This is a genomic window from Vibrio sp. 10N.222.52.C12 (assembly GCF_041474215.1).
Classification (GTDB): domain Bacteria; phylum Pseudomonadota; class Gammaproteobacteria; order Enterobacterales; family Vibrionaceae; genus Vibrio; species Vibrio crassostreae_C.
In genome coordinates this window covers 13479-28282 of sequence record NZ_JBFRTR010000064.1, presented here as the reverse complement: position 1 = coordinate 28282, position 14804 = coordinate 13479, and the positions used below count along the sequence as shown (strand labels likewise).

Below are 14804 nucleotides of genomic sequence, written 5' to 3'. Positions count from 1 at the left end.
TCATATCGATCGTTTAGCTTGGGAAGCATAAAAAGGGATTTAGGAGGACATATGTTTAAGGATAATTGGATTCACGAACTGGCAAAGCTGGAAGAGAGCTACGAACCATGTGTCATGGTGACAGTGCTTGAAGACAGAGGCTCAGTGCCACGTGATGCGGGCACCAAGATGCTTGTCACTCGTGACCGAATCATCGCTACGATTGGTGGTGGTCACCTTGAACATGTGGCCACTAAAATGGCTCGAGAGATGCTGATTGCCAGTGAAAAGTCGCTCAAAGTGGAACGTTTTAACCTAGGCGCTCGTTTGGGCCAGTGTTGTGGCGGAATGGCAACGTTAAGCTTTGAGCCGATTGGCACTCAGCAGAACCATCTTGTGCTGTTTGGCGCAGGTCATGTTGCCAAAGCGCTGCTGCACATTGTCGCGACTCTGCCCTTCCGTGTGACCTGGATTGATGAACGTGAAGAAGTGTTCCCTGAAACGCTACCACACGGTGTGAAAAAGCTTGTCTCAGACGATCCAGTCGGTGAAGTGAAACACATGCCACCGAACAGCTACTACCTAGTGATGACGCACAACCACCAGCTCGATTTCGATTTAACCAAAGCGATTATCGACCGTGAAGACAGCCGTTACTTCGGCATGATTGGCTCGCTTACTAAGCGCAAGAAGTTCGACTTCCGCTTAGAGCAACGCGGCTATAGCCAAGAACAAATTGAAACTATGCTTTGCCCGATTGGCATTAGTGCGGTGAATGGCAAACATCCTGCCGAAATTGCAGTATCGGTTGCAGGTGAACTGATCGCACACTATCAAGGCCAAGCACTTGAACAAAAGCGCCCAACCAAACAATATCGAAATCAGGATTTGACCGATCAACACAGTCAACCAAGCGACGTAGGCGAACCACCATTGGAAGAGAAGATCGCCTAATAAAAGTCGCAAAGCTTCAGTGGCCATAACGTCGCTGAAGTCATTAAAAGGAAGTAAACATGACAACGCAACGCAAAGCTTATCGCGCCAGCATTTTACACAGCGTCGCCGACCCAAAAGACGTCGGTATCGATGAGTCTTACGACTATTTTGAAGACGGTGTTTTAGTGGTTGAGAACGGCCATGTCGTCGACTTAGGCCATGCCGATGAGGTATTGGCTCGCCAACCTAAAACACTCGAAGTAAAAGAATACAAAGACAAGCTGATCACCTCTGGCTTTATTGATACGCACATCCACTACCCTCAAACAGGGATGATCGCGTCTTACGGTGAGCAGCTTCTTGATTGGTTAGAAAACTACACCTTCCCAGAAGAAAAACGCTTCAAAAACCCAGTTTATGCACACAAAGTGGCAAAGCTATTCTTAGACGAACTGGCGAGCAACGGCACCACCACAGCACTCGTGTTTGGCACGGTCCACAAAGAGTCGGTTAACGTATTCTTTGAAGAAGCCGAGAAGCGTAACCTACGCATGATTGCAGGTAAGGTATTGATGGATCGCAACGCGCCTGATTACCTCACCGACACACCAGAATCTGGCTATGCTGACTCCAAGGAACTGATTGAGAAATGGCACAACCGCAGCCGACTACTTTATGCCGTGACACCTCGTTTCGCGCCAACCAGTACACCAGAACAATTGGCTACCGTTGGTAAATTGCTAGAAGAGTACCCAGATGTGTATATGCACACGCACCTTTCTGAAAACGAGAAAGAGATTGAATGGGTAAAAGAACTGTTCCCAGAGCGCGACAGCTATTTGGATGTGTATGACCACTATGGCCTACTGCACAAACGTTCGGTTTTCGCCCATGGCATTCACTTGTCTGATTGCGAATGTAAGCGCCTTGCTGATACGGAATCTGCCATTGCTTTCTGCCCGACCTCTAACCTGTTCTTAGGCTCAGGTTTATTCCGATTACCAGAAATGGAAGAGCACGGCATTCGTGTTGGTATGGGGACTGATGTCGGCGCAGGCACTAGCTTCTCAATCCTACAAACCATGAGTGAAGCCTATAAGATCATGCAGCTTCAACATAAGAAATTGCACCCAGCTAAGTCGCTATTCTTAGCCACATTAGGTGGTGCACGTTCACTGCATTTAGAAGACAAGATTGGCAACTTGGAAGTAGGAAAAGAAGCCGATTTCGTGGTGTTGGACTTACACGCCACACAATTGATGCGCTTTAGAATGGAACAAGCGACCAAGCTTGAAGAGAAGCTATTTGTATTGATGAGCCTGGGTGACGACAGAACCGTCAGCGAGACTTACATCTACGGCGAGAAAGCCTACGATGTGAATTTCAAAGATTATCAAAAGCTCGTTAGCTAGACTGAAAACCGAGTAACAATCGCTAGACAGCGACAGCCGTCGTTAATTAAAAATCCGTCCAGATTTATCTAGCCTTGAAAGACCAGTTGCTGATGCCACTGGTCTTTTTTGTGCTTCATTCAAAGAAATATAAATTAACCGTTCACAAACAACGATCTTCGGTGACGCCAAGTCATTATATTGATAGGTTAATGTTTATACATATCGACTTCATACTTCACTTTAGCGTCTCTCTAAAACATTCGTTTCTCAGCTAAATGGAAGCAATCAATCTAGAAAGGAATTCTATGTTCGAACAGGTCGTCAGCATTCTGTTTCCCGTTTTTGCTTTAGCCAGTGCTGGCTTTGCGGTGGGTCGTTGGCTCAAGCCCGATTTCAAACCGATCAATCGCATCAACATGGATGTGTGTATTCCTGCGCTAGTGTTTGCCTCGCTGACCACCATGCCTCTCGACACCGAACAACTGCCACTGATCTCTGCCTCTTTGGTGGCAGTGCTAGTGCCAGCACTGTTGATGATTCCGATCTGTAAACTGTTTAAGCTCAACTTCAAAGCTTGGGCGCCGCCACATATGTTCCGCAACAGTGGCAACCTGGCCATTCCCCTGTTCACCTATACCTTTGGTGAGAGTGCATTAGCCCCTGCGGTATTGCTGTTTGTGGTATCGGCATGCGTGCACATTAGTGTTGGCTTGGCGCTGTTGAGTGAAGGTAATCCGATCAAACAGATCCTCAAGATGCCGATATTCTTAGCCGCAGCATTAGCGATGACGCTCAACCTGTCTGGAATTGCAGTATGGAATCCAATCTACGAAGCCACCTCACTACTCGGCCAAGCAGCCGTGCCTATCATGCTGTTGTCGTTGGGTTCGCAAATGGTGAACTTGAAGCTAAGTGGATTAAAAGTTGGCTTGCTGTGTACGGCTCAATCGCTGTTTACTGGTGCCATCGCCTTTGCCATCATCTACTTCTTTATTCCGCTGCCTACGTTGCACCTACAGATGATGGTGCTGTTCACCATGCTGCCACCCGCCGTGATGAACTACCTGTTCGCAGAAAGGTTCAATGTCGAGCCTCCCAAGGTCGCGTCTATGGTGTTGTTCGGTAACTTCCTGAGTGTGGTGACTTTACCTATCTTGCTGTCATTCGCGCTGTCTATGTCGAGTTAATTGTTTACGCACTTATCCAGTTTAAGCTCTGCCGTCACTTTAGTAAGGCGCAGAGCAATAGCGAAACAGACTAAGTAAGGACTCACATACCAGAAGAGGCTTTCTAATGGCTGCTTCACCTGCGCTTCTCTGGTTTTTATGTATTGGTTTTTCTGCTTCTCATACTGACTCAGCATACCATCCACCCACACGGCATCGCTTTCAACCAGCGACACGCTCGGCGCAGGAACCGTAAAATCCGATGCGTTGGGTAACAAGGTGAAATCGACATCTTTGAACGTGATCGCCGTGTTCAAATACCATAAACACGCTTCATGGTGCTGAGCGTGATTATCCAAAGATGGTTGACCTGTGCAGGTATCACTTCGCAGCTTATCCAAAGAAAACTGCTGAACCGATTCTAAAATCGCCACCGCTCTAGTTTGTTCGGTTTCAACCCAATCACCCGCTACTTTCGCACGAATCTCAGACACTGCACCCAGCATCCCGATACCCGCCAAGAACGGCCATAAATAATCCATAAGCTTCCATTTGCGTCGGCTCAAGTTGAACCCACACCAAATCGGAAGATGAAAAAGGAGCGTTAGCCCAAGCGATAGCAAAACGAAATTCAAAGAGCTAGAGAGCATGAGTTCGCTATCAAAGAAGTGCTTCATAATGAGAGACTTGCCTGTATAACAAAGAGAAATTTGATACTAGGTTCGATATTTGAAAAGAGTGTAAGAGGAAAGTAAAAACAGCATTAAGAATTGGCGTTAGTGCTGTTTATTTGAGCGTATAGCTACTGATGGCAAGGCTCAACCACTCATTACTCAGCGAATGCTCAGTTGTTCACGATAGACAAGATGCTAAAGGTTCTCACGCGCCAGACTTGAGATAGATACCGACTTCTCTTAGCTGTGCTTTAATGTCTAGCATTTGGACGTGAGACAATATTAATTGGATCAAATTAAATACTGCCACCGCAAACATCAAACCCGCGACGTAGCCAGACCATGCTTGGTGAGTAACTTGATACAGAGTATTGAACGAAAGAACGAAGAAGATGAGACTGGAAAAACCAATAGCATATTCATTACAGTTGTAGACGTATGAATTCGTCGCGTAGTCGTATTTAATTTTTACCTTTCCACCAGCTCTGCCTAGCTTAAGGTTAAGAACATTTCCGCTCACTTCATATTCCAACCCGTTAATCGAAGCAATATTCTGAACTTTCTCAAGCATGTCTTTTTTGTCCGTATTATTTTGAATACTATCCATGGCCACACTCTATTCCGTCGCCTAAAAACTATTGAACACACCAATTGCTAACAGAAACAATACGATGCTAATCGCCCCGACATAAGAAATTCTGGTTCGCTCTTTTTCAATTGGAATCAATGGGGGAAAGCGCCCTAATGTGAATACTTTACAGACTATCCAGCCAGCTCCGTAACCAATGAACTCAATCAATATCGACTGAAACAGATACCTAAAAAATGAGCTCAATGCCCTAAAATACGCGACAATCAAGTCTTCCATTTTTTTGTCCTAACTAAAGCCAATTTGGACTAAAAATGCCATGGGTAGAGATTCATATCAAGAACCTTATACAGGACTGCGCACGCAATGAATCAGTTTAAACGTAAGTACTCACTACCGACATGCAATGACTCACGGAATCTTCTTTCTCGCCGACAGGTGCAACATAGTGAATTGCAGCTTCGGCATGTTAGACAGCTAACATCGAAGTGTTAGCTGTCACGCATCTGAATACTAGGCTTCAGTCTCGCCTTTTAAGTCCTTTAGAGACTGCAGGTTTTCATTAATTTTGAAGATAACTATCATCAATTCACACCAAATTCTCGCACCTATAGCGCCGCCTAATATCGTAAACGCACCAAGAATAAACTTCTCAAATGTTACGCCTCCATATCCTCCAAACATGGTTGCTAGTCCTGAAACTACAGCGATTAGCAACAACAACCAATATAGGCCAGTAACTAACTTAGGAGTTAACATTGAGTCGAACGAAAAAACTGATTTCATTACTATATTTCCTTATTTTTTATGAAATTTATACTTGGGTATCTAACTAGTTCTTTGTGAATATTCGCAATCAAAAGCTTTGAATTTCAACAAGCTTTCCTTTCAGAACATACACATACCAAACATACAGCCTAAATTTCATGACCAACAACAATTTATATGCAACTAAATATGTCATGTAACGCAAATATCGAACTCACGTCGGTGGGTTCATAAAACTATTAAGGATGCATACTAATAAAGTTTCTAATATGCCTTTGTCCAAAAACAACAAAAAGCCCCGGTTATAGGAACCGGGGAAACAGGGTGGGATGAGTTTGGCGCGTGCCCGTAAACCAAACTCTCCCCAAGCCTCACCTAAGACTCATGCTCTTAGGTAAAGGATTCACATCATTATTGAAGCGTAGCGCCTTGCTCTACCCAAGTGCCGATGAGTGCGCGTTCTGCATCGGTCATTTGAGTCATGTTGCCGAGCGGCATCACCTTGGTTGTTACGGTTTGAGCAACAATCCTTGGGACGTTGGCTTTAATCTCTTCTGGGGTATCAAACATCACACCGGCTGGCGCAGCAGCAAAAGCAGCGTGGCTCGGGGTTGATGAGTGACACACCGAACAGCGCTCTTGAATGACTTTGTTGATGGTTTCAAAGCTTACACCTGCGCTAGCCGTTTGCATTGCGTGGTCTGCAGGAACAGCTTGAGAACTGGCCGTCGTTGAAGCGGTGGCGTTCGAAGCAGCCTCTTCTGTCGCTGATTCAGTCGCGCTTACTTGCACTTCTTGAACCACTGGAGCTTGTACAACTGGAGTCATCTGTTTTTTCGCGTAAGGTGAAGTAACAAACGCAAGCGTGATCATACCCAATGCCGCGACTGGCACTGTCCATGCAAACTTCTGACTACCGTGACGGGTATTGAAGTAGTGGCGCACCAAGATACTGAAAATCGCTAGCCCAGCAAGGATCAGCCAGTTGTATTCCGAGCCATAAGTGCTTGGGAAGTGGTTACTGATCATGATGAACAGCACTGGCAGGGTCATGTAGTTGTTGTGACGAGAACGCAGTAGACCTTTCGCTGGCAATGCCGGATCCGGTTCGCGCTTCTCTTCAATCGCTTTCACCAAGTTACGTTGTGCAGGCATGATAACGCGGAATACGTTACCCACCATGATGGTACCAATGATTGCACCCACATGAATGTAAGCACCACGGCCACTGAACACTTGAGTTAGGCCGTACGTCGCAGCGACGAGCAGCAAAAACAGCACAACGCCAAGCAACACGGGGGTTTTACCTAATGGCGAGTCACACAGTAAGTCGTAGATAAACCAACCGGCAACGAATGAACCAATACCAATCGCGATTGCCGTTGTTGAATCAAGGCCAGAGCCTGGTGCAATCAGGTAGATTTCAGCGTTAAGGTAGTAAACCACACCCAGTAAACACACACCGGTGATCCACGTGAAATAAGCTTCCCATTTGAACCAGTGCAGGTGCTCTGGCATCTCTGGTGGCGCAAGTTTGTACTTCTCTAGGTGATAAATACCACCACCGTGAATCGCCCATAAGTCGCCTGAAAGGCCCGTTTTTGGGTTTACTCGGTTAAGGTTGTTCTCTAACCAAACAAAGTAAAATGATGCGCCTATCCACGCAACACCAACAATCATGTGAGCCCAGCGTATTGCTAAATTCAACCATTCTGTAATATGCGGATCCATAATAAACTCCTGTATCACAACGCTTTAGCTAAGCGTTGCTCTTCCTTATTGTCGTCCGTTGGCAAGTCGTCCAAATGCAATGCCACTCGGTCGCTGTCGAAATAAACTTCATCACAGTTGTGCCCTTCGCCGCCTCTATCGACGATCAAGAACTGGTCTTGATCAGTAAGCGCGAGAACTGGGTGATGCCACACCCCTTTGTGATAGTTCACTCCTTGACGGCCGTTGCTCAAGAAAGCTCGGCTCTTGGCTAATGTTGGATCATCGCCTTTTGGCGCAACAACAATTAAATAGGGTTGACCAAGTAATGGAATGAATGCCTGAGAGCCAAGTGGATGACGCTCTAACATTTTGATGGTCAGTGGGTAGCTCAACGGTGTGGCTTGGAAGATGCTAATGATCGCTTCTCCGTCTTGGTCTTGCACATCCGTTGTCGCTAGCTTGTGGTAGCGACGTGTTGATCCACTATTGATCATGAAGAAATCACTATTATCGGACTCGATAACATCGCCAAACTCTGCAAAAGCCTGCTTGGTTAACGGTTCGATGGATAAACGACGTATTCCATTACTCATACTCATTTCCTTACCTATTTCGCTTTCGTACCAAACAGACGCAAACGGCTGATACCACCATCTGGGAATATGTTTGCACGTACGTGGGTAATCGCACCAAGGTCGTTTACCTCAGAAATGAATTCGTGAATCTCATGCGCTTGCAGCTTTTGTGCAGGCAACAGTTCACGCCAGAATAGGCTTTGTGTTTCTACTTGGTCGTCGGTACCGCCCTTCACGTAAGCCGCTTGAATTGAACAACTGTCTGGGTAATTACCTTTGAAGTGGGCTGTATCAACAACGATGCGTTCGATGTTACCTGGGTGGCCTAGTGCCACGATAACCCAGTCGTTACCCGGTGTACGACGACGTGCTGTTTCCCAGCCATCACCCATGTTTTCACCGCGGCCTGGGCCTAAGATGTTGGCTTTGTTGCCGTAGTGCTCGTCGCTACATGCGAGTGCTCGGCCACCGTGTTCAACGGCTGCTAGGTCAACTTGTTGCTGAGAATCAATTGCGTCCCAATCCACACTTGGTCGGCCATAAACACGTAAACGCGCGACACCGCCGTCTGGGTAGATGTTCAAACGTAGGTGCGTAAATACTTGGTCACTTTCGATGTCTTCAAGATGATGATGATCACCCTGTAGTGCCATTGAAGGCAGAATTTCTTGCCACTCTGTTGAATCTGTTGGCTCACCTTGTGGTGAATAACACGCGTCGATTGATGCCGAAGGTGGGAAGTTACCTGTGAAGAATGAGGTATCAATATCAACGCCAGCAATGGTGCCAGCTAGGCCAAGGCGAACGACACAGTAGTCGTAACCTTCGCCGCGTTTGCGTCTGCTTTCCCAGCCGTCCATCCACTTGCCGTTGTCGTCATATAAGTCGTCTTTCCACTCTGGCGCTGCGTGGCTGAGTAGACGGCTTTTATCTGCGAAAAAATCGTCGGTTGCGAAGATAGCTTCTGCGCCGAGTTTTTCGTCTGCAAGGTTTATGTACTGTTCAAATTTATGGGTCATGTCCGTGTAATCCTATGAAATTAATCAAGTAATAATAAAATGAGAACTTAGTGGCTTATGTTTTTACAAATCAAACCTTTAACGCACTAAGACTGGGCTGAGATAGCTGTTAACTCCGTTAACTTACATATCCCAGAGACGAAACATCGCGATCTTGTTGATCTCTTGAATCGCCGTAGCAAACTCAGTTTCACTATCATTTCCTAATCGCATCTCGAACGACTCAAGAATTTGGTAACGATTGGCTCCCTTCACCGCCATGATAAAAGGGAAATTGAAGCGACTTTTGTAGCTGTTGTTGTAAGAAGTGAATTTTTCAAATTCTTCGGCGCTGCACTGGTCGATGCCCGCCCCCGCTTGTTCTTTGGTCGACGACTCGGTGAGTTCGCCGTTTACTGCTGCTCTGCCCGCTAAATCTGGGTGAGCATTGATCAAAGCCAACTGTTTGCCTTGGTCGGCATTTAACAAGGTTGATGCCATTTTTAGATGAAGATTCTCGATATGATCATCTTCGGCATTCAAACCTTGGTCATAAACCGCTTCAGCAACCCATGGGCTGTGTTCGTACACATCAGCAAAGTGCGCGATAAAGGTATCGCGGTTCATGGTTGTTGGTTGGCAAGATCGAAATTCAGTCACGTTAAGCCTCCTTGCTGTTCGTTCTAATTTTGTTGTTCGTTGTATGGGTGATGTTGGTGCCAGTGGTTGGCGATATCGATTCGACGACATAGCCACACGCTGTCATGCTGTTTTACGTAATCTAAGAAACGTCTTAATGCAGCAATACGACCGGGACGACCAATAAGACGACAATGCAGTCCTACCGACATCATTTTCGGTGCGGTTTCGCCTTCCATATAAAGGGTGTCAAACGTGTCTTTCAGATATTGGAAGAACTGCTCACCAGAGTTAAAGCCTTGCGCCGTTGAAAAACGCATGTCGTTCACATCAAGTGTATAAGGGATCACCAATTGCGGATGACCAGTCTCGGTGTGCCAATAAGGCAGGTCATCATCATAGGCATCTGAGTCATAAAGAAAACCGCCCTCTTCTGCAACCAAGCGACGCGTATTTGGCCCAGTTCGACCTGTGTACCAACCTTTTGGGCGTTGACCCGTCACTTGTTGGATGATCTCGATCGCTTTGGTCATGTGGTCGCGCTCTTCAGACTCATCAATGTATTGATAGTCTATCCAGCGATAACCGTGGCTACAGATTTCGTGCCCCGCTTCGACCATGGCTTTAGCAACGTCAGGATGACGCTCAATCGCCATTGCAACCGCAAAGACGGTCAGTGGGATTTCATATTCATCGAACAAGCGAAGAACACGCCATACACCCGCACGGCTACCATATTCATAGATGGACTCCATGCTCATGTGACGTTCGCCTTTGATCGGCTGTGCTGACGGGATCTCTGAAAGAAAAGCTTCAGACTCGTCGTCTCCATGTAACAAACAACGCTCACCGCCCTCTTCATAGTTCAATACAAAAGAAACCGCGACGCGCGCATTACCTGGCCATTGAGGGTTTGGAGGGTTAACTCCGTAACCGATCAAATTTCTTGAATAATCCTTATTCATCCAAGTACTCCTAACATAAGTGGTTGGCTTAGCCGCTCTTTAAGTAAGTCACCAAATGATTCAACCAAATGGATTCTCGATAAACAGAGCAACCTTATCCCTGTACATTTATTGTATACAATTATTTATCTCAATGTAAAGATTTTGTTATTCAAGTTAAATTTGCGCACTATTGCCAATTAAAAACAACAACTTAATAAAACCAAAACTCACCAAAAAACGATAATCAAGATCTATAAAGTCAGAAAAAACGACACAGTGGTTAACATTTTTCCAACAATTCGCTTTACTAATTGTGTACAGTTCGTACATAGTTAGTGATAACAAAGTGACCAGTTGCATTCTTTGCAAGGTCGAAACAGACAGATAAACCACGGAACAGAGGAGCGCCAAAAGCGCTATTAAAGGACTATGGGAAGATTAACAACACACGTATTAGACACGACTCACGGCTTACCGGGTGCAGAGATCAAGGTAGAGCTTTATAAGGTCAATGAAGACTCAACAGAAAAGTTGGCGACGGTAATCACTAACTCCGATGGCCGAACCGATGCGCCGATTCTGGCAGGGAATGATTTCCGACCGGGGAAATATCAATTGGTGTTTTACGTTGCGGATTACTACAAAAGCAAAGGTGTGGAATTGGATGGTGTGCCTTTCCTAGACGATGTGGTTATTCGTTTCGGCTTAGATGATCCAGAAGCGCATTATCACGTTCCTCTTCTCGTCTCCCCTTACAGTTTCTCAACCTACCGGGGCAGTTAGTCTCATGACCTAGAACTTCTAACTAGGCTCACCGACAAATATTAAGCAGATTAGTGTGTGCATCTAAAATGATGCGCGCTCAGTAGGGTCTGTTGACCTTTCGAGCTGATTTTTGCAGCGCTTTGTGGAAAATTTCTACAAGGCAGAGGCTTTGATGTGTAGCTAGCCTACATGAGAAGCCGATAACGCAGTAGAAATGAACCACAAAGGCTGCCCGAAGGGTTCGGCTAGAATCGTTTTATGCTTTGTTAAGAAGTATTTACTTAGAGTGGCTAGGCTACATACTCCTTGCCGCGCCTAAAACGATTCTATCTCGAACAAAATTTAACCGCGAAAGGTCAACAGACCCTCAACACGCTCATATAAAAATACTAATAACGTTATTAGTTAGAGAGTTGATGACTAATCAACTGATAGCTAAAGAAATAGCGGCTAGGAAAAAACCTTAAAACTTAATATTGAAATCTCGCTGTATTCAATAAATGGATCACAACATAAAAGGACTTGCTGACATGAGTGAGAGTAAAACAGAAATACTCAACCAAGATGCGAATAACGGAATTTTAGAGAAACTCTTTAAAATTAAGGCACACGGAAGCAGTGTGAAAAATGAGTTGGTCGGCGGTGTCACCACCTTCGCAACCATGGCTTACATTATCTTCGTTAACCCACAAATTATGGCCGCATCGGGTATGGATGCAGGAGCGGTATTCGTCGCAACCTGTATTGGTGCAGCTATCGGTTGTTTGTTAATGGGGTTATTTGCGAACTGGCCTGTCGGCCTTGCACCGGGCATGGGCTTGAATGCCTTCTTCTCGTTCACTGTAGTAAGCGAAATGGGCTACAGCTGGGAAGTGGCACTGGGTGCGGTGTTTATCTCAGGTATCTTGTTTGTCGGGATGAGTTTCTACAAAGTCCGCCAATGGATCATTGAAAGTATCCCTGTGAGTTTACGTTACTCCATGACTGCGGGCGTTGGTTTGTTCTTAGGTCTAATTGGTCTTAAAACAGCAGGCATCGTCGTCGAAAACCCAGCAACACTGGTATCACTAGGTGACTTCACTAAACCTGAAGCGCTACTGGCCGCTATCGCTTTCCTTATCATCGCTGTTCTTAGTGAGCGTAAAGTATTTGGTGCGGTGTTAATCGGTATTTTGAGTGTGACTCTGGTAGGCATGATGCTTGGCTTAGTGCATTACAACGGCTTCTTCGCGGCTCCACCAAGCTTAGCGCCTACGTTCCTAAAAATGGACATTATGGGCGCTCTCGATGTTTCAATGATCAGCGTTATCTTGGCTTTCCTTTTTGTAAACATGTTCGATACCGCGGGTACTTTGATGGGCGTGGCTGAGCGTGCAAACCTAACTAACCCTGAAACGGGAAAAATTGAAGGCCTGAGCAGAGCGCTGAAAGCCGACAGTATCTCAAGTGTGGCAGGTGCGTGTGTGGGTTGTCCGCCAGTAACCAGTTACGTAGAAAGTGCAGCGGGCGTTGCAGCAGGCGCACGAACTGGCCTATCTGCGATTGTGGTTGGGGTGTTGTTCTTAGCTGCGATTTTCCTATCTCCACTTGCTGGCATGATCCCAGCTTACGCAACCTCTGGCGCTCTGATTTATGTGGCGTTCGTGATGATGAGCAGCATGCAGCACGTGGATTGGAAAGACTTCACCAACGGTGCTCCCGCAGCCATTACAGCGTTAATGATGCCTCTGACCTTCTCTATCGCGAATGGTATCGCACTGGGTTTCATTACCTACACAGTGCTGAAACTGGCGACAGGTAAAACAAAAGACGTCTCGATTTCGATGTACTTCTTAGCGGCTATTTTTGTCGCGAAGCTCGTGTTCATCGGTTAATCACCCAACGTAACTATCGCTTGGCTTGTTCGCAGGCCGAGCTATCAAGACACATGCTAGAACAACATTTTTAAGAAAAAGCTAATTGTGCTAATCAGCGGAACACACCAATATCCGCTCGGTTAGTGCACCTTTTTTATGACCCTACGCAGTTTGTAGAAGTCATTATTTGACCGCCAATCGCCTGTAAACGGAAACACAGGCAGAGGAATATCAAATGAAACTTCTGTACACCCTAAATGAAAGACCGCCTCACGGCTTAACCTTCCTACTCGCATTACAGCACATGCTCGCCTCGATTGGTGGCATCGTCGCTGTTCCCCTTATTGTCGGCGCGTCAATTGGCTTGCCTAACACCGAGATCGTTTCATTGATCAATGCTGCGCTGCTGGCGTCAGGTATTGTAACCGTCGCTCAATGTCTCGGTTTTGGCCCTGTTGGCATTCGACTGCCCGTGGTGATGGGTTCGAGCTTTGCCTTTTTGGGCGTCGCCATTTCAATCGGTAACGAAGGTGGCGTCGCCGCGATCATGGGCTCAGCGCTTATCGGCTCGTTCGTGGTGATTGGTGCCAGCTTCTATATGGACAAGGTTCGGAAACTGTTCCCAACCGTGGTAAGTGGTGTAGTGGTTACCTTAATCGGCTTAACCATTTTACCGGTTGCCATGAACTGGGTCGGAGACTCTCCTGCCAACACAGAACAATTCGCCACACTACCTAAACTGTTTCTAGCCCTTGTATCGCTAGGCATCGTGGTCGGCGTATCGGTTTACTGTAAAGGCGCGGTTGCCGCTTCGGCCATCGTGATTGGTTTAGCGGGCGGCTACATTGTGGCGCTATCGCTCGGCATGGTCGACCTTGAGCAAATCAGCTCTGCCGCTTGGGTTGGCGGACCTGAGCCCTTCAAATATGGCTTTACCTTTTCTGCGAGTGCCATCATCAGCATGAGCTTGGTGTACATCGTGGTTATCGCCGAAGCAACAGGTGACTTCATGGCACTAGGCAACAACTGCCAAACCCAAGTCAGCGGTAAAGACTTAAAACGTGGTCTATTAGGCGATGGACTTGGTAGTACCTTATCCTCGATTTTAACGGCAATGCCACTGGCATCGTTCAGTCAAAACGTCGGCATTGTAGGTATCACAGGTGTAGCAAGTCGCTATGTAGTGGCTGCAACCGGTGGTTTACTAATTTTAGGCGGTTTATTCCCGAAATTAGCCGCTATTGCCGTCACAATTCCGAAACCTGTTCTAGGTGGTGTGGGTTTTGTGATGTTCGGAATGATTGCCTACGCGGGTATCCGCATGTTGATCAAGGCCGCAGACACCAAGCGAAATGCCTTGGTAATCTGTGTTGGTTTAGCGTCTGGCTTAGCCGTCACTTTCGAACCAAGATTGCTGCAACACTTGCCGCATGATCTAGCGAACTTTCTTCACTCAGGCATCACTACCGGTACTATCATGACGGTGCTATTGAACCTTGTTTTACCAAAGTCTTCACGAGCAGAAGAGCAAGAAGCACTGGCCGAAAGCCAAGCGCAAGTTGAGCTAGAAATGAAAGAGCAAGCTGAAGAAGAACGACACTCAGACGAGCAATTAGAGATTCAGCAAGCAAGTACAGAAGCAGACGTTCAAGCAGCATCAGATGACCCTGAGCCAAAAACGAACTAGCTGGTTCACTGACTAACGTAAAACCGATTTCCGTAGGATCAGGGCTGATTAGAGCATTGAACGTTTTAACGCCCTGATTCGAATTTATCTTTCAACAGCAAATACCAATAAAGACCCT

15 protein-coding genes and 1 pseudogene are annotated in these 14804 nt (G+C 46.4%); 6 read left to right on the top strand and 10 right to left on the bottom strand.

Translation table 11 applies throughout. The annotated features are described in order from the left end of the window. The first annotated feature begins 51 nt into the window (after window positions 1–51). From xdhC to AB4623_RS12580, 3 genes are all read left to right on the top strand, one after another. Window positions 52–933, top strand: coding sequence for a xanthine dehydrogenase accessory protein XdhC (xdhC, locus tag AB4623_RS12590; protein ID WP_372146525.1), 882 nt, complete (start codon window positions 52–54; stop codon window positions 931–933). A 59-nt stretch (window positions 934–992) separates the two neighbouring features. Further along, window positions 993–2327 (top strand): guanine deaminase, encoded by a 1335-nt coding sequence (gene guaD / locus AB4623_RS12585; protein WP_102320851.1) that lies wholly within the window; start codon window positions 993–995, stop codon window positions 2325–2327. 287 nt (window positions 2328–2614) lie between these two features. Beyond that, on the top strand, window positions 2615–3496 hold the full coding sequence (locus tag AB4623_RS12580; protein WP_017071667.1) for an AEC family transporter: 882 nt from the start codon (window positions 2615–2617) through the stop codon (window positions 3494–3496). On the opposite strand, the gene AB4623_RS12575 is transcribed toward AB4623_RS12580, so the two are convergent. The 10 genes and pseudogenes from AB4623_RS12575 to puuE form a co-directional block, all read right to left on the bottom strand. After that, window positions 3493–4017 carry a hypothetical protein gene (locus tag AB4623_RS12575; RefSeq protein ID WP_017067015.1) on the bottom strand — a complete coding sequence of 175 codons (525 nt, stop codon included), beginning with the start codon at window positions 4015–4017 and terminating at the stop codon, window positions 3493–3495. The genes AB4623_RS12580 and AB4623_RS12575 overlap by 4 nt on opposite strands. A 337-nt stretch (window positions 4018–4354) precedes the next feature. Then, a complete protein-coding gene (locus tag AB4623_RS12570) occupies window positions 4355–4756 on the bottom strand; it encodes a hypothetical protein (protein ID WP_017067014.1) in 402 nt (133 codons plus the stop codon). Window positions 4757–4777: 21 nt separating this feature from the next. Further along, window positions 4778–5017 (bottom strand): hypothetical protein, encoded by a 240-nt coding sequence (locus tag AB4623_RS12565; RefSeq protein ID WP_017067013.1) that lies wholly within the window; start codon window positions 5015–5017, stop codon window positions 4778–4780. A 97-nt stretch (window positions 5018–5114) separates the two neighbouring features. Then, window positions 5115–5204, bottom strand: a pseudogene (locus AB4623_RS12560) (AraC family transcriptional regulator); the annotation flags it as partial. 47 nt (window positions 5205–5251) lie between these two features. Next, window positions 5252–5524 (bottom strand): DUF4282 domain-containing protein, encoded by a 273-nt coding sequence (locus tag AB4623_RS12555; RefSeq protein ID WP_017064999.1) that lies wholly within the window; start codon window positions 5522–5524, stop codon window positions 5252–5254. A gap of 393 nt (window positions 5525–5917) precedes the next feature. Next, on the bottom strand, window positions 5918–7237 hold the full coding sequence (locus AB4623_RS12550; protein ID WP_372146523.1) for a urate hydroxylase PuuD: 1320 nt from the start codon (window positions 7235–7237) through the stop codon (window positions 5918–5920). Between the two features lie 14 nt (window positions 7238–7251). Next, window positions 7252–7812 (bottom strand): ureidoglycolate lyase, encoded by a 561-nt coding sequence (locus AB4623_RS12545; RefSeq protein ID WP_102428165.1) that lies wholly within the window; start codon window positions 7810–7812, stop codon window positions 7252–7254. A gap of 14 nt (window positions 7813–7826) precedes the next feature. Continuing rightward, window positions 7827–8813 (bottom strand): allantoicase, encoded by a 987-nt coding sequence (gene alc, locus AB4623_RS12540; RefSeq protein WP_017069066.1) that lies wholly within the window; start codon window positions 8811–8813, stop codon window positions 7827–7829. 123 nt (window positions 8814–8936) lie between these two features. Next, a complete protein-coding gene (uraD, locus tag AB4623_RS12535) occupies window positions 8937–9452 on the bottom strand; it encodes a 2-oxo-4-hydroxy-4-carboxy-5-ureidoimidazoline decarboxylase (protein ID WP_372146521.1) in 516 nt (171 codons plus the stop codon). Window positions 9453–9475: 23 nt separating this feature from the next. Continuing rightward, window positions 9476–10396 carry an allantoinase PuuE gene (gene puuE / locus AB4623_RS12530; RefSeq protein WP_372146519.1) on the bottom strand — a complete coding sequence of 307 codons (921 nt, stop codon included), beginning with the start codon at window positions 10394–10396 and terminating at the stop codon, window positions 9476–9478. 411 nt (window positions 10397–10807) lie between these two features. Here puuE and uraH point away from each other — a divergent pair, with 411 nt between their 5' ends. The 3 genes from uraH to AB4623_RS12515 all read left to right on the top strand — a co-directional run bounded on the left by uraH (window position 10808) and on the right by AB4623_RS12515 (window position 14686). Then, window positions 10808–11161 carry a hydroxyisourate hydrolase gene (uraH, locus tag AB4623_RS12525; protein ID WP_004732855.1) on the top strand — a complete coding sequence of 118 codons (354 nt, stop codon included), beginning with the start codon at window positions 10808–10810 and terminating at the stop codon, window positions 11159–11161. A 512-nt stretch (window positions 11162–11673) separates the two neighbouring features. Continuing rightward, a complete protein-coding gene (locus AB4623_RS12520; protein ID WP_108116940.1) occupies window positions 11674–13017 on the top strand; it encodes an NCS2 family permease in 1344 nt (447 codons plus the stop codon). Window positions 13018–13234: 217 nt separating this feature from the next. Continuing rightward, window positions 13235–14686: a nucleobase:cation symporter-2 family protein gene (locus AB4623_RS12515; protein WP_017095079.1), complete on the top strand. Its 1452-nt coding sequence runs from the start codon at window positions 13235–13237 to the stop codon at window positions 14684–14686. The last annotated feature ends 118 nt before the right edge of the window (window positions 14687–14804 follow it).

What these genes read in the sequence shown, in the direction of transcription:
- guaD (WP_102320851.1), top strand. Translation starts at nt 993, where the DNA reads ATGACAACGCAACGCAAAGCTTATCGCGCCAGCATTTTACACAGCGTC.
- AB4623_RS12520 (WP_108116940.1), top strand. Translation starts at nt 11,674, where the DNA reads ATGAGTGAGAGTAAAACAGAAATACTCAACCAAGATGCGAATAACGGA.
- AB4623_RS12565 (WP_017067013.1), bottom strand. Translation starts at nt 5,017, where the DNA reads ATGGAAGACTTGATTGTCGCGTATTTTAGGGCATTGAGCTCATTTTTT.
- alc (WP_017069066.1), bottom strand. Translation starts at nt 8,813, where the DNA reads ATGACCCATAAATTTGAACAGTACATAAACCTTGCAGACGAAAAACTC.
- AB4623_RS12575 (WP_017067015.1), bottom strand. Translation starts at nt 4,017, where the DNA reads ATGGATTATTTATGGCCGTTCTTGGCGGGTATCGGGATGCTGGGTGCA.
- AB4623_RS12570 (WP_017067014.1), bottom strand. Translation starts at nt 4,756, where the DNA reads ATGGATAGTATTCAAAATAATACGGACAAAAAAGACATGCTTGAGAAA.
- AB4623_RS12550 (WP_372146523.1), bottom strand. Translation starts at nt 7,237, where the DNA reads ATGGATCCGCATATTACAGAATGGTTGAATTTAGCAATACGCTGGGCT.
- AB4623_RS12515 (WP_017095079.1), top strand. Translation starts at nt 13,235, where the DNA reads ATGAAACTTCTGTACACCCTAAATGAAAGACCGCCTCACGGCTTAACC.
- AB4623_RS12555 (WP_017064999.1), bottom strand. Translation starts at nt 5,524, where the DNA reads ATGAAATCAGTTTTTTCGTTCGACTCAATGTTAACTCCTAAGTTAGTT.
- AB4623_RS12580 (WP_017071667.1), top strand. Translation starts at nt 2,615, where the DNA reads ATGTTCGAACAGGTCGTCAGCATTCTGTTTCCCGTTTTTGCTTTAGCC.
- uraH (WP_004732855.1), top strand. Translation starts at nt 10,808, where the DNA reads ATGGGAAGATTAACAACACACGTATTAGACACGACTCACGGCTTACCG.
- xdhC (WP_372146525.1), top strand. Translation starts at nt 52, where the DNA reads ATGTTTAAGGATAATTGGATTCACGAACTGGCAAAGCTGGAAGAGAGC.
- puuE (WP_372146519.1), bottom strand. Translation starts at nt 10,396, where the DNA reads ATGAATAAGGATTATTCAAGAAATTTGATCGGTTACGGAGTTAACCCT.
- AB4623_RS12545 (WP_102428165.1), bottom strand. Translation starts at nt 7,812, where the DNA reads ATGAGTAATGGAATACGTCGTTTATCCATCGAACCGTTAACCAAGCAG.